The sequence below is a fragment of the Polaromonas sp. UC242_47 genome (assembly GCF_044452385.1).
Taxonomy (GTDB): Bacteria; Pseudomonadota; Gammaproteobacteria; order Burkholderiales; family Burkholderiaceae_C; genus Polaromonas.
In genome coordinates this window covers 3,586,474-3,600,274 of sequence record NZ_JBIOAO010000001.1, presented here as the reverse complement: position 1 = coordinate 3,600,274, position 13,801 = coordinate 3,586,474, and the positions used below count along the sequence as shown (strand labels likewise).

11 protein-coding genes are annotated in these 13,801 nt (G+C 63.2%); 4 read left to right on the top strand and 7 right to left on the bottom strand.

Going from position 1 to position 13,801, the window contains the following annotated elements:
- Positions 1 to 6: 6 nt before the first annotated feature.
- Positions 7 to 1,623 carry an indolepyruvate oxidoreductase subunit beta family protein gene (locus tag ACHMXK_RS17410; protein WP_397441785.1) on the bottom strand — a complete coding sequence of 539 codons (1,617 nt, stop codon included), beginning with the start codon at positions 1,621 to 1,623 and terminating at the stop codon, positions 7 to 9.
- Positions 1,624 to 1,628: 5 nt separating this feature from the next.
- The gene (locus ACHMXK_RS17405; protein WP_397441784.1) at positions 1,629 to 3,794 is read right to left on the bottom strand and encodes a thiamine pyrophosphate-dependent enzyme; all 2,166 of its coding nucleotides are present in this window, start codon (positions 3,792 to 3,794) and stop codon (positions 1,629 to 1,631) included.
- A gap of 96 nt (positions 3,795 to 3,890) precedes the next feature.
- Between ACHMXK_RS17405 and ACHMXK_RS17400 the strand changes: the two genes are divergently transcribed.
- Positions 3,891 to 4,793 carry a LysR family transcriptional regulator gene (locus ACHMXK_RS17400; RefSeq protein WP_397441783.1) on the top strand — a complete coding sequence of 301 codons (903 nt, stop codon included), beginning with the start codon at positions 3,891 to 3,893 and terminating at the stop codon, positions 4,791 to 4,793.
- Positions 4,794 to 4,939: 146 nt separating this feature from the next.
- Positions 4,940 to 6,202 (top strand): NRAMP family divalent metal transporter, encoded by a 1,263-nt coding sequence (locus ACHMXK_RS17395; protein WP_397441782.1) that lies wholly within the window; start codon positions 4,940 to 4,942, stop codon positions 6,200 to 6,202.
- A 34-nt stretch (positions 6,203 to 6,236) separates the two neighbouring features.
- On the opposite strand, the gene ACHMXK_RS17390 is transcribed toward ACHMXK_RS17395, so the two are convergent.
- Positions 6,237 to 7,424, bottom strand: coding sequence for a CaiB/BaiF CoA transferase family protein (locus ACHMXK_RS17390; protein ID WP_397441781.1), 1,188 nt, complete (start codon positions 7,422 to 7,424; stop codon positions 6,237 to 6,239).
- Entirely contained in the window at positions 7,421 to 8,314 is an 894-nt protein-coding gene (locus ACHMXK_RS17385; protein WP_397441780.1) for an HpcH/HpaI aldolase/citrate lyase family protein, read from the bottom strand. Before ACHMXK_RS17385 ends, ACHMXK_RS17390 begins: the two co-directional genes overlap by 4 nt.
- A gap of 141 nt (positions 8,315 to 8,455) precedes the next feature.
- On the opposite strand from ACHMXK_RS17385, the gene ACHMXK_RS17380 reads away from it, so the two are divergent.
- Positions 8,456 to 9,430, top strand: a complete 975-nt coding sequence (locus ACHMXK_RS17380) for a Bug family tripartite tricarboxylate transporter substrate binding protein (protein WP_397441779.1) — start codon at positions 8,456 to 8,458, stop codon at positions 9,428 to 9,430.
- 36 nt (positions 9,431 to 9,466) lie between these two features.
- On the opposite strand, the gene ACHMXK_RS17375 is transcribed toward ACHMXK_RS17380, so the two are convergent.
- Complete coding sequence (locus ACHMXK_RS17375) at positions 9,467 to 10,408, bottom strand: LysR family transcriptional regulator (protein WP_397441778.1); 942 nt, start codon at positions 10,406 to 10,408, stop codon at positions 9,467 to 9,469.
- A gap of 38 nt (positions 10,409 to 10,446) precedes the next feature.
- On the opposite strand from ACHMXK_RS17375, the gene ACHMXK_RS17370 reads away from it, so the two are divergent.
- Positions 10,447 to 11,661 carry an alpha-hydroxy acid oxidase gene (locus tag ACHMXK_RS17370; RefSeq protein ID WP_397441777.1) on the top strand — a complete coding sequence of 405 codons (1,215 nt, stop codon included), beginning with the start codon at positions 10,447 to 10,449 and terminating at the stop codon, positions 11,659 to 11,661.
- Between the two features lie 298 nt (positions 11,662 to 11,959).
- On the opposite strand, the gene ACHMXK_RS17365 is transcribed toward ACHMXK_RS17370, so the two are convergent.
- Both ACHMXK_RS17365 and ACHMXK_RS17360 read right to left on the bottom strand, forming a co-directional pair.
- Positions 11,960 to 13,240 carry a TRAP transporter large permease subunit gene (locus tag ACHMXK_RS17365; protein WP_397441776.1) on the bottom strand — a complete coding sequence of 427 codons (1,281 nt, stop codon included), beginning with the start codon at positions 13,238 to 13,240 and terminating at the stop codon, positions 11,960 to 11,962.
- Entirely contained in the window at positions 13,237 to 13,800 is a 564-nt protein-coding gene (locus tag ACHMXK_RS17360) for a TRAP transporter small permease (protein ID WP_397441775.1), read from the bottom strand. Before ACHMXK_RS17360 ends, ACHMXK_RS17365 begins: the two co-directional genes overlap by 4 nt.
- Position 13,801: the final 1 nt, after the last annotated feature.

Here is a 13,801-nt window from a genome sequence, read left to right as displayed (position 1 = left end):
CGTGATTCAAGTGGCCTTGGCGGCTTTGGGTTTGCGGTGCGGGTTCTCCATCCAGCGTATCGGTTGCGCTTTCACCGGCCGTGCCGGCGCGCCGTGTTGCACCAGGGTCTGGTCCAGCGCCTTGCCGGCTTCGTCCAGCAGCGCGGCGTTACGTGCGGCGGCGATGGCGGCGGCGCGCAACTCGTTCGAGGCAAACGTGGCGCCGACAGCCAGGTGTTCCAGCACATGCATCAGGTTGTCCTTGCCGCGCTCGTTGGTGCTGCCGTACCCCTTGATCAGTCGGCCGCAGAGTGCAATTTCATGGCCCAGTTGCCAGTTCTGCTGCGTACCACGCACGACGCCCGCCAACCATTGTTCGATCAGCGCCTGCTCGGTGGCAAAACGGCTGCCGCGCACGCGCAGCCATTTCAGATTGGCCAGCAGGCGCAGCGACAACATGCCGAACACCGAATGCGTGCCTATCTTGAGCGGCATGGCCCAGGGCGCCTTGCCTTTGGCCACACGTGCACGGTCCCAGCGCGTGACCCGCGCCGCCAGGCCGGCCGGCAGCAGCGCGGCAAACTCCGGTGCGCCGGGTTTGAAATGGTCGTAGACCTGCAGCAAATCGTCGTCGCCGGCCTTGACCTCGCCGCTCACCCGTTGCCAGCGGCTGGCGCTGCTTTTCAAATCGGCCACACGCACGATGTCGTCAAACGCCATCCACAGCGCCAGCCAGCGCGCCATCTCGCGGGTGGTGGCATAACCCTGGGCGGCGGCCGGGTCGGCCTGTTGTTCGGCGCCCAGCACCTGCTGCAGACGTTGCACATACAGGTCGGCGTAGGCGCGGCCCTGGTACTCCAGCATGCGGGCATGGCCCAGCGCCAGCATGTCGTGCACCTCCGCCGGAAAGATGCGAGCCAAATCGGCCTCCAGCCCTTTTACAACGGGCGCAAGTAGCTCCTGATCTGATAGCAGGCTGCTGACCAGGGCAGCCTGCTCGCGCTGCGTGCCGACCTGGCTGAAGGCCCGGTCAAAGCCACGCAGGCTGGCCGCGACCCCTTTGCCGCCGTGTTGGATCACCGTCTCGTAGGCTTGGCGCGGGAAGGGAAACAGGCCGCTGCCGGCGATCGCGCCCAGCATCACGGCGCTGACGATGGTGCCGCAGTCTTTGGCCATTTCGCTCATGTCGAACACATGGTGCTCGCGGCTTTGGGTGCGCAACACGTCGAGCAGCGGTGCGTTGTCGGTGCGACCATCGCCCGGCTCCATGCGTTCGGAGGTGGTGAAGGTGCGGCTGCTGGAGCTGATGAGCAAGGTGCGCAGCGGCGAACTCATGCCGTTGCCGACCTGGCGCGCGGTTTCCAGCAGCTCCGACGACACCAGCATGTCCAGCGCGCCGGGCACGGGGTTCAGGCTGAACACCGGGCGTTTGCCTTGAAGTTCGGGCAGCGGCACCGGAAACACTTCCAGGTAATAGGTGGTGGCGCCTGTGCGTTGCGCCACGCCGGGGATGGAGGTGCTTTGTGCCGCGTAACCGCTGGCCAGTGCGATGTCGACCAACCATTCGGTCAGGACGCCGCCGCCTTCGCCGCCCAGGGCGCAAATCAGCAGGGTGATGGGTTTTTGTTGTGTTTGTGGATTCATGGTGTTCAGGCTGGTTGCATCACTCGGACCAGCGCGCTGCGCACGCTGCCCAGCAGTCGTTCATGCCACTTCGGGTTCTGGATCACTTCCGCGCGGTAAAACGAGGGGCACAAGGTGGCGGCATGGGCGTTGGCGCCGCACAGGCCGCAACCGACACAACCGTCGATCACGGTGGCCACCGGGTCCACCTTCAGCGGGTCCGGGTTATCTTTCAAGGTCAGGGTCGGGCAGCCCGACAGGCGTATGCAGGCATGGTCGCCGTTGCAGATGTCTTCATCAACACCGTATTTCACGCGCACCACCCGTTTGCCTTTTTTCAGCAGACCGGCGAGCCAGGGTTTGATGCGGCGCTGACGTTCGAGCTGGCATTCGCCCTCGGCGACGATGACCTTCAGGCCGTTGAAGTTGGTGGTGAAAGCCTCGTTGAGTGTCTGGCGCATTTCCTCGACGTTGTAGGTGTGCACCGTGCGCAGCCATTGAATGCCCAGGCCTTGCAAGGTGTTTTCAATCGTCTTGTTGGTGTCGGTCAGACTTTGCAACTTGTCGCTGGCGTTGAACTTGGCATCGTCACTGGGGGTGGAAATGATGTCCTGCGTGCCGGTGGCCGAGGTGTAGCCGTTCTTGAAAATCAGCAGCACCGCGTCGTCGCCGTTGAATAACGCCGACTGCACGCCGGTCAACAGGCCGTTGTGCCAGAAACCGCCATCACCCATGATGGACAAGGTGCGGCGCGCCATCATCGGCGAGACGCCGGCGCGGCTGGCCAGGCTCATGCCGTAACCCAAAATGGAATGGCCGAAAGAGAAGGGCGCAAAGGTGCCGAAAGCATGGCAACCAATGTCGGCCGCGATATGTACCGGCCCGACATCCTGCTGCGCGAGTTTCAGCGCCGAGAACACGGGCCGCTCCGGACAGCCAATACAAAAGCCGGGCGGACGTATGGGCAGGGCCTGGTTCAGTTGTTCTGCGATTTGTTTGCCCACCGCGCCGCGACGTTCGGCGTTGCCTTGCAGCCAGCCGGTGGCCGAGGAGGTGTCCACATCGGTGGCATAACGTTGAAGGAAAGTCGCCAGGCCGGCGGCCACCACTTCCACCGAATATTCGCCACCCGAAGGCAACATGTCTTTGCCGTGTAAAGGCGTGTTGATGTCGCGCCGGCGCAAAAAGGTGGCGATCTCGTTTTCAATGTATTCGGGCTGGCCTTCCTCCACCACCAGCACCGCGCATTTGCCCAGTGCAAATTCGGCGACTTGTTCGGGCACCAGCGGGTAGGTCACGTTCAACACCAGGATGGGAATCTCGGTCTGGCCGAAGGCGTCACACAGGCCGAACTGCTGCAGCGCGCGTATCAACGAGTTGTAAATGCCGCCCTGCACGATGATGCCGAGGTCCTTGCGCGGCCCGTCCATCAACTCATTGAGTTGCTGCTCCAGGATGTAGCGGCGCGCGGCCGGGATACGTTCTTCGCTTTTGAGTTTTTCGTGCCGGAAGGTGACAGGCGGGTGCGCCAGTTTGTCGTAGTTGAAGGCAGCGGGTTCTTCCATCGTTTGCCGCGTCGAGATCGCCGGCGGCCGGTTGTCCTTGCATTCAAAACTGCCGCGCACATGGCAGGCGCGTATACGCAGCTCCAGGATGGCCGGCATGTTCGACGCTTCGGAAATGCGAAAACCGTGCTCCACCATGTCGACCATCTTGCCCAGGTCGGGGCGCGGGTCCAGCAGGCACATCGTGGATTTGAGCGCATAAGCGTGGGTGCGTTCCTGGATCACGCTGGCGCCTTCGCCGTAGTCTTCACCGACCACAATCAGCGCGCCACCGGTGACGCCGGGCGAGGACAAATTGGACAGGGCATCGGCCGCCACGTTGGTACCGACGATGGACTTCCAGGTCACGGCGCCGCGCAAGGGGTAATGGATGGACGCGCCCAGCATGGCGGCGGCCGAGGCTTCGTTGGAACAGGCCTCGACGTGCACGCCCAACTCATCCATATAAGGTTTGGCCTGCACCATGACGTCGAGCAGGTGGGAGACCGGTGCGCCCTGGTAGCCGCCTACGTAAGCCACGCCCGACTGGAGCAAGGCTTTGGTGATGGCGAGGATACCCTCGCCGTGGAAAGTTTCGCCCGCGCCCATGCGCAGTGACTCGATTTCCTTGCTGAATGAAACTTCCAAGGCGGTCTCCGTGTTCTGTTTTTGTGGGAAACAAGGAGTTTGGCGCCTGCAGGACTATCCATCAATAAAATAGCGAGACTATCTGGTATTCATTCAATGCATATAAAAGACATAGACCTGAACCTGCTGCGCTTGTTCGACGCGGTTTACCGCACGCGCAACGTCAGCCGTGCGGCCGAACTGATGGACCTGACGCAGCCCGCCGCCAGCCAGGGCCTGACACGTTTGCGCCTGCTGATCAAGGACCCGCTGTTTGTGCGGGCCGGCGGCGGTGTGCAGCCCACACCCAAGGCCGACCGGCTGGCCGACGCGGTGCGCAGCGCCCTGGCCACGCTGGAGCTGGCGCTGAATGAGTCGGCGCAGTTTGAGCCGCTGCAGTCGCGCAAGGTGTTTCGCATCCATATGAGCGACATCGGCGAGGGCCGCTTTTTGCCCGAGCTGATGGTGGCGCTGCGCCGGCTCGCGCCCGGCCTGCGCATCGAGACCACACCGCTGGCCAGCAGCGACATTGCCCAGGCGCTGGACAGCGGCCGTATCGATTTTGCGTTCGGCTTTTTGCCCACGGTGAAGGACACGCAGCGTGTGCAATTGCTCAAGGATCGCTACATCGTGCTGCTGCGCGAAGGTCATCCTTTTATCCGAAAGCGCCGCAGCGGCCAGGCCTTGCTCGACGATTTGCAGCAACTGGAATTTGTCGCGGTGCGCACCCATTCCGACACCTTGCGTATTCTGGCGCTGATGCAACTGGAAGACCGCTTGCGCCTGACGACGGAGCACTTCATGGTGCTGCCCTCGATTGTCAAAGGCACAGACCTGGCGGTGGTGATGCCGCGCAACATCGCGCAGGTGTTTGCCGCAGAAGGCGGTTACGCCATCATCGAGCCGCCGTTTCCGCTGCGCGATTTTTCCGTGTCTCTGCACTGGAGCAAACGTTTTGAAGCCGACCCCGGCAACCGCTGGCTGCGCCAGACCATAGCCGATTTGTTTTCAGAAGGCTGAAGGGTGTGCGCAGTTGTCGAGGCTTGGATGTCGGTCAGTGGTTGCTACTGATTTAATAGCTGCTTGCGACCGTCCATAGGCGGCTGGCGGCTATTTTCTTCATAAGAATGACATCAAGACCGGCCAAGCCGTGCTAGGCTTGCCTGATGTTCAAACGTTTCCCCTCATTTTTGCGCCATGTGGGTCCAGGTGTGGTGACGGGCGCCGCCGATGACGACCCGTCCGGTATTGCCACCTACACGCAGGCCGGCGCGCAGTTTGGCACGGGGCTGCTCTGGACGGTGTTTCTGTCGCTGCCCTTCATGATTGCGATCCAGCTGGTCAGCGCCAGGATTGGCCGCGTGACCGGCAAGGGTGTGGCGGCCAACCTGCGCGAACACACGCCGCGGCCTTTTCTGATGAGCATGGTCTTGCTGCTGGTGATCGCCAACACCATCAACATCGCCGCCGACATCGCGGCCATGGCTGAAGCGCTGCAACTGGTCGTGGGTGGCAGCCGGCATTACCTCGCCATGATGTTTGGCGCGGTGACCGTGTTGCTGCAGGTGTTTGTGCCCTACCGCAAACTGGCGCCCATCCTGAAATGGCTGACGCTGTTTTTGTTTGCCTACGTGATTGCCGTGTTTCTGGTGCAAGTGCCCTGGACCCGGGTGCTATACGACCTGGTGATCCCCAAGCTGCAATGGACATCGGCCTACTGGATGATGATTGTGGCCTTGCTGGGCACGACGATTTCTCCCTACCTGTTTTTCTGGCAGGCCTCGCAGGAGGTGGAAGAATTGCGTTTGAAAGGCCGCGGGCATCGGACCGAAACACAAGTGCGCCATGACTTGCGGCGGGTCAAGCGAGACACCTACCTGGGCATGTTTTTCTCCAACAGCATCGCCTTTTTTGTGATGCTGCTGGGGGCCGTGGTGTTGTACACGGCCGGGATTCACGATGTGACCTCTGCGGCGCAGGCTGCGCAGGCGCTGCGCCCCCTCGCGGGTGACTTTGCCTTTGCCCTGTTTGCCGGCGGCATCATTGCCACCGGTATGCTGGCGGTGCCGGTGCTGGCCTCGTCCGCGGCCTATGCGGTGGCCGAGGCCTTTGGCTGGCCCGAAGGCCTGGCGCGGCAATGGTATGAAGCCAAACGTTTTTACGCCATCATCATTCTCGCCACCCTGGTCGGCACGGGGCTGGGCTTCACGGCCATAGACCCCATGAAAGCGCTGTACTGGAGCGCCGTCATCAATGGGGTGGTGGCCGTGCCCATCATGGCGGGCATGATGCTGTTGGCCGGCAACAAGGCGGTGATGGGCCCCTTCACCTCGGGCTTCAAGACCACCTGGTTTGGTTGGGGCGGGGTGGTAGTGATGGGTTTTGCGGTGCTGATGATGTTCTGGGACCTGCTGGGCCTGTCCTTCTGAGCCGGCCCCAGGCTTCTGTCCGCGGCGCCAACGGTCAGCTTTTTTCGGCCGCCACACGCGCCGCTTCGGCGCGCACTTCCTGCGAATGTTGTCCCAGCACCGGTGCCGCAAAAGGGGCGGGTCCGGGCGTGCGGCCGAAGGCCACCGGCCCCGTGAAGCCGCGGTAGCTTCCGACCACCGGGTGTTCATAGTCGGCGACCAAACCCTGGGCCAGGACCTGCGGGTCGTCGAACATGTCTTCGACCGAACGTGCGGCGGCGCAGGGGACTTCTTCACCAAACACGGCTTCCCATTCCAGGGCGGTGTGGGTTTGCAGCGCCTGGTGCAGCAAAGGCAGGATCTCGTCCTGGTGCTGCGCGCGTTTGCGCACGGTGTCGTAACGGGTATCGTCCGCCAGCGTGGGCAGGCCGATCTTGTTGCACAAGGCGCGCCAGAAATGCGGCGTGTTAGCGGAGATGTAGAGATGGCCTTCACGTGTCGGGTGCAGGCCGGTGATGCCGCCGGAGCGCATGTCGCGCCCGACGTCTTTGGCTTCGTCCTCGGCCCAGACCAGACGTGCCGATTGCATGGCCAGGGCGCTGCGTAACAGCGACACCCCCACGTATTGGCCCCGGCCGCTGCGTTCACGTTCGTACAGCGCCGATGACACCCCGGCAGCGACCAGCGCGGCCGCGTAATAGTCCACCACCGAGCCGTAGACGATTTCGGGCGGGCCGCCGGCCTTGCCCTGCAAGCTGCAGATACCCGTCATCGACTGCAAGACCTGGTCGTACCCGGCTTTTTCGCTCAGCGGCCCGGTGTCCCCATAACCGCTGACCGCGCAATAAACCAGCCGCGGGTTGAGCGCCTGGAGTTGTTCATACCCAATGCCCAGGCGTGGCGCCACGCTGGGGCGGAAGTTGTGCACCAGCACGTCTGCCGTGCGCACCAGCGCCAGCAAGGCCTGCAGGTCCTCGGCCTTTTTGAGGTCCAGCACCACGCCGAGCTTGCTGCGGTTCACGCCCAGAAAGGCGCGGCTTTCAGCCTCCAGCGTGGACGGGTATTTGCGCAGGTTGTCGCCCAGAGGCGGCTCGATTTTGATGACTTCCGCGCCCTGGTCTGCCAGCAGCGTGCAGCCGTAAGGCCCGGCGATGTAGGCGCTCAGGTCCAGCACCCGCAGGCCGCTCAGGGGGCCCGGGCTGCCGGTGCGGGCGGGCAAGGTGGGTGGGGTCGCTGTGTTCATGGGCGGGCCTCGGTCACATCCTGGGGCGCAAGCAGGCCCAGCCGCGTGGCGGTGGCGAGCAGGGCCTCGGCGCGCCGCACAAACGGTGCATCCACCATTTTGCCGTCCACGACGTAAGCGCCCACGCCTTGTAGATCAGCCTGGCGCGCGGCCTCGACCACACGTTGGGCATGGGCGATCTCCTCGTCGCCGGGGCGAAAGGCCGCATTCGCCAGGGCGATCTGGCGGGGATGGATGCAGCTCTTGCCGATGAAGCCGAACTGGCGCGCCTGCTCGGCCTCGGCCAGAAATCCCGCTTCATCACGGATGTCGGCAAACGCCGCGTCATAGGCGAACACACCGGCCTCGCCAGCCGCCATACGCACCGCAAACATGGCCTGGCGCACGGCAGACACATCCCGACGCGCAATGCCCAGCGGTTCGAACAGGTCGCCCAGTCCCAGTTGCAGGCCCACAACACGCGGGTCGGCGGCGGCCAGTTCATGGGAGCAACGCAAGGCGTAAGGGGTTTCGATGTTGACCAGCAAACCAATGGGCGCCGTCACGCCGTTGATCTCTTGCGCCTCGGCCATGGCACGGGAGGCCGCTCGGATGTCATTGGTATCGCGTGGCTTGGGCAGGTTCAGCATATGCACCCCCGCTTGGGTCATGGCCAGGATGTCCTCGGCAAAGTAGGGCGTCTCCGGCGCGTTGATGCGAACAATGATGGTTTTGGTCGAGCCCGATAAGGCGCCCGATAGCAGGAAGTCCCGCAGCGCGAGCCGTGCTTCGGCCTTGCGCGCCGGCGCCACCGAGTCTTCCAGGTCAAAAGACAAGGCATCGGCTTCGCTGGCCAGCGCCTTGGGGAACAGTTCGGGCCGTGAGCCCGGGACAAACAGCTTGCTTCTCATAGGCCGCAAGTCTGGCACCATTGGGCTGAAAAATAAATGCGCCATACATGAGAATTTCTTGTCAGTCGATTGACGAAACATCAACAGACAAGAATCCAGGACTGGCTAGGATGCAGGCTGCAAACCATAAAGGAGACAAACATGCTGTTCCCGTCACGCCGTACCGCCCTGGCCCTCGCCGCCTTGTGCCTGCCCCTGGCCGCTTTCGCGCAAGCCGCACCCTGGCCCAGCAAACCCATCACGCTGGTGGTCGGCAGTGCACCCGGTGGCTCCAATGACACGTTTGCGCGCGCTTTGGGCAAACGCCTGCAGGACGCGCTGGGTCAAACGGTGCTGGTGGAGAACAAGGCCGCCGGCGGCGGCGTGATCGCCAATGCCTATATCGCCAAGGCGCCGCCGGACGGCTACGCCCTGGTGGTGTTGTCGTCCACCTTCACCACGGGCGCGGCCATTCGTACCAACCTGCAGTACGACGCCATCAAGAGTTTCAAACCGGTGGCCATGCTGGCCAAGGGCCCGCTGCTGGTCACGGTGGCGGCCAATTCGCCTTACAAAACCATCGCTGAACTGGTCGCCGGCGCCAAGGCCAATCCGGGCAAGCTCAATTACGGCACTTCCGGGGCCGGCAGCATCAACCACTTCGCGACCGAATTGTTCGTCGACGCTGCCGACATCAAGGTCACACATGTGCCGTACAAAGGCATGGGGCCGGCCACCAACGACTTGTTGGGCGGCCAGATCGAAATCCTGGTGGCGAGTGCGCCGTCCATCCTGTCGCAGATCAAGAACGGCCGTGTGCGCGCGCTGGCCGTGACCACCCCCGTGCGTTCGCCGGTGGCGCCCGAGTTGCCCTCGCTGGAGCAAGCAGGTTACAAGGGCAGCGCGGCCGAACTCTGGTGGGGTGTGTTGGCACCGGCCGGCACACCACAGCCGATTGTGGACAAGCTCAACACCGAGATCAACAAGATTGTCCAGTCAGCCGACATGAAAGACTTCTTCCTGCGGGAAGGTGCAGAACCCGCACCTATGAAACCGGCCGAGTACGAAGCCTTTATCGCGGCGGAAATCGATCGCTGGAAGAAGGTCGCCAAGGCCGCCGACATCAAGCCCGAATAAACGGCCAGACGGCGTCACTCGCGAACGCGCCATGGCTTATTTCGCTGTGGCCGAGTTACGTTGCTTGCGTACGGGTGAACTCTCTGGAGGCAGGGCTTGCGCCTCGCCGCGTTGCTCCAGCGCGACCAGAAAAGCATCCCGTACCGCCAGTTGGCGCCTGTCTTCCGCATCCGCGCTGCGGCATACCAGGGCCACCTGGCGGTGCATGCGGTTGTCGCCCAGCGCCACTTCCCGCACGTCGTAAGCGCGCAGCAATTCCCTGCGCAATTGCGGCACCACCGAAACGCCCAGTCCCGCACCCACCATGGCCACAATGCCCTCAATACTCGGCAACTCGATGGACCGGCGCACACCGGGCGCAATTTTTTCGACGTATTGCGCGGCGACACGGCCTGCGCTCAGCTTGCGTTCCAGGCGTATCCAGTCGTATGTTTTGAGGAAATCCAGCGGCTTGCTGCCGCGCGCATCCACAGGCACCACCATGACAAAGGGGTCGCGGCGCAAGGGGGTCCAGTGCAAACGGCTGGAGCCGCCCGAAGGCGGACGCACCACCACCGCGACATCGATACGCCCGGCTTTTAACTCGTCCAGCAAACTCGCCGTGGAGCCGCGCACGAAATGCAGGGTCAGCGCGGGCGCCGCGGCACGCAAGGCCGCAAACGCGGCGGGCAGAACACTCATTTGCACCGACTCGATGGTGCCCAGCCGGATGCGCCCGCTGACACTGCCCCGCGCGGGCCGGCGCATGGCTTCGATCTCGCCGAGCGCGCGGCGCACGGTGGACGACAACTCCTGCGCAAACGCGGTGGGCCGCGCCTGGCGGGCCGATCGGTCGAACAGCGGCTGGCCGAAATATTCCTCCAGCTGCTTGATCTGCAGGCTCACGGCGCTGGGGGTTAGGTGCACAAACTCGGACGCGGCGACAAAACTGCCGTGGTGCATGACGGCGATCAAGGTGTTGAGGGCTTCGAGTTTCACAAGAATTAATCGTTAATGGACGAACCACGCACAAACATATGGCTATCCCGCATTCTCCATCAGCCCTCAGCCCGCCCGCCAACAGCCGTACGCCGCGCCGCTTGCGCAAAATTCTGTCACTCGACGATTTCGAGGACGCGGCCAGACGCCACCTGCCGGCACCGGTGTTCGGTTATGTGTCGGGTGGCTGCGAAACCGATGCTTCGCTGCACGGCAATCGCACGGCTTTTGCCGACTACGGTTTGGTGCCGCGTGTGTTGCAAGGCGTGTCGCAACGTTCGCAGGCGACCGCGTTGTTTGGCCACACCTGGGCTGCACCCTTCGGCATCGCGCCCATGGGCCTGTGTGCCTTGAGCGCCTACCGCGGCGACCTGGTGCTGGCGCAGGCGGCGGCCGCGGCCAATATCCCGATGCTGGTGAGCGGCACCGGCCTGATCGCGCTGGAAGCTGTCCACCAGGCCAATCCCCAGGCCTGGTTCCAGGCTTACGTGCCGGGCGAGCCGGCGCGTATCGAGGCGCTGATCGCGCGGGTGGCGCAAGCCGGTTACCGCACGCTGGTCATCACGGCGGACACCACCGTGTCCGGCAACCGCGAGAACCAGGTGCGTGTGGGTTTTTCGACCCCGCTGCGTCCGAGCCTGAAGCTGGCCTGGGACGGTTTCACGCGCCCGCGCTGGTTGTGGGGCACGGCGCTGCGCACCTTGCTGCAACACGGCATGCCGCATTTCGAGAACTCCCAGGCCACACGTGGTGCGCCCATCCTGTCACGCAACGTGACGCGCGACTTCGGCGCGCGCGACCACCTGAACTGGGAGCACCTGCGCATGATCCGCGCCTTGTGGAAAGGCCATCTGGTGGTCAAAGGCCTGATGAGTGTGGACGATGCACGTTTGGCGCGCGACTGCGGCGTGGACGGCCTCATCGTGTCCAACCACGGCGGGCGCCAGCTTGATGGCGCTGTTTCACCGCTGCGTGTGTTGCCCGGCATCGTTGAAGCCATGGGTGATCTGCCGGTGATGATGGACAGCGGCATCCGCCGTGGCAACGACGTGCTCAAGGCCATGGCGCTGGGTGCACGTTTTGTTTTTGTCGGGCGGCCCTTTAATTACGCGGCCTCCGTCGCGGGTGAGGCCGGCGTGCAACATGCGATCAAGCTCCTGTCGGAGGAAATCATGCGCAACATGGCGCTGCTGGGCATCAATCGACTGGAGCAGATACGCGATGACCGCGTGGTGCGGCTGAAGGATGGCTAAGCTCAGGCGAAGGGGTATGGAGGCCGCTTCCGATTCATCGCGAGCCTGTTGCAACAGATCGGATAACACGTTCATGGCAGGTGTTGCTTTTCGCTTCCCGCGCTCTGGCGTAAGTTGATCACCGAGTGCAAGATCAGCCCAACTAACGCGACGCAGCGCCAGAACCAAGGGCTGGAGGCTAATCTATAAGGAAAATTGGCCTCCAGCCCTTATGCTTCGGACGCAAGTAGCTATCAAAAACAGAGCGACTTCCAGCCACTGAATCCACTACGGCGTACTGAGCTGTTCGCCAGGGTTCTCAGCCGGAGAACCAGCGCGCCGGCACCGTCACCAGCGCGGGGAAGGCCACCATCAGGAACATCACCGCAAACTCGGCCAGCATGAAGGGGATCACGCCCTTGGTGACATCGTCCATGCTCATGCGCCCCACGCCAGCCACCACGTTGAGCATCGTGCCCACAGGCGGCGTGACCAGGCCGATGGAGTTGTTGATGATGAACAACACGCCAAAATACACCGGGTCTATGCCCGCCGCCTTGATCACCGGCATCAGCACCGGCGTCAGGATCAGGATGGTGGGTGTCATGTCCATCGCCGTGCCCACCAGCATTACCAGCACCATGATGGCCGCCATCAGCAGGATGGGGCTGTCCATGAAGGGCTGCAGCAGGCCAACCACCGTGGCCGGCAGATTGGCCACCGTGATCAGCCAGGCGCTGACCATGGCGGCGGCAATGAGAAACATCACCACCGCGCTGGTTTTGGCCGAACTCACAAACACGCCATACAGCTGCGACAGCTTCAGTTCGCCGTAAATGACGGTGGAGACGAAGAGGGCATAGACGGCCGCGACCACCGCCGCTTCCGTCGGCGTGAAGACCCCCATGCGCAGGCCCACCAGGATGATCACCGGCAGTAGCAGGGCCCAGGTCGCCTCGCGAAAGGCCTTCATGATTTCAGCGCTTGATTTGCGCGGCGGCGGCATGATGTCTTCGCGCCGCACCAGCCAGGCCCAGGTGATCCACAAGGCGCCGCCTATCAGCACGCCAGGCACGATGGCCGCGAGAAACAGCTTGGAGATGGAGACATTGGCAGCCACACCGAAAATCACCAGCCCGATGCTGGGCGGGATCACCGGACCGATCACGCCCACGGAGGCAATCAGGCCGCCGGCACGCACCTTGTTGTGACCGGCTTTCACCATCATCGGCAGCAGCAGCGCCGTGAGGGCCGCAGCGTCGGCCACGGCCGAGCCTGACAGTGCCGACAGCAGGCAGCCGGCCATGATGGTCACGTAACCCAGCCCGCCCTTGACGTGGCCGACCAGCGCCAGCGCCAGATCGACAATGCGGCGCGACAGGCCGCCGACGTTCATCACCTCGCCGGCCAACATGAAGAAGGGCACGGCCAACAGCGGAAAACTGTCGGCGCCGCCGAGCAGGTTTTGCGCCAGGATTTGCGCGTCAAAAAGGTCCAGGTGCCACATCAGCGCCACGCCGCTGCTCAGCAGCGCAAACGCGATCGGAATGCCCAGCGCCATGGCCAGCAGCAGCGAACCGATAAAAATCAGGATGGTCATGGCGTGGCCCGTCCCGGTGCGCCGGCATCGGCCAGCACTTGCTTGAGTTGCATGGCTTCTTCCGATTCCTGCACCATCACCAGTTCGTCTTCGGAAAGCTGGCCTGAGATGATTTTGTACAGGTCCACCAGCAACAGCAGGCCCGCCAGCACCGCAAAAACCAGACCGGCCGAGGAAACGATGGCCATGGACCAGCCCGTGGTGGGCGCGGTCACGTCCCAGTTGATTTTTGTCTGCTCCAGGCTGCCCTTGAACAGCAGCCACACAATGAACAACATCAGCACATGGCCGATCAGCAGGCAGCCACGTTTGCCCCAGGCCGGCAGACGGCCGACCACCATGTCGACACCCAGGTGGCCATGTTCGCGCAGCGCCACGACAGCCCCCAGAAAAGTGCCCCAGATAAAAAGCCAGCGCGAGACTTCTTCTGACACCGTGATGCCGGAGTTGAAGCCGTAACGCAGCACCACGTTGCCAAACACCAGCAGCACCATGATGGCCAGTGCCGCAGCAATCAGAAACTCCAGGCCCTTGCAAAGCCAGTCGATCAGGCGCGTCATG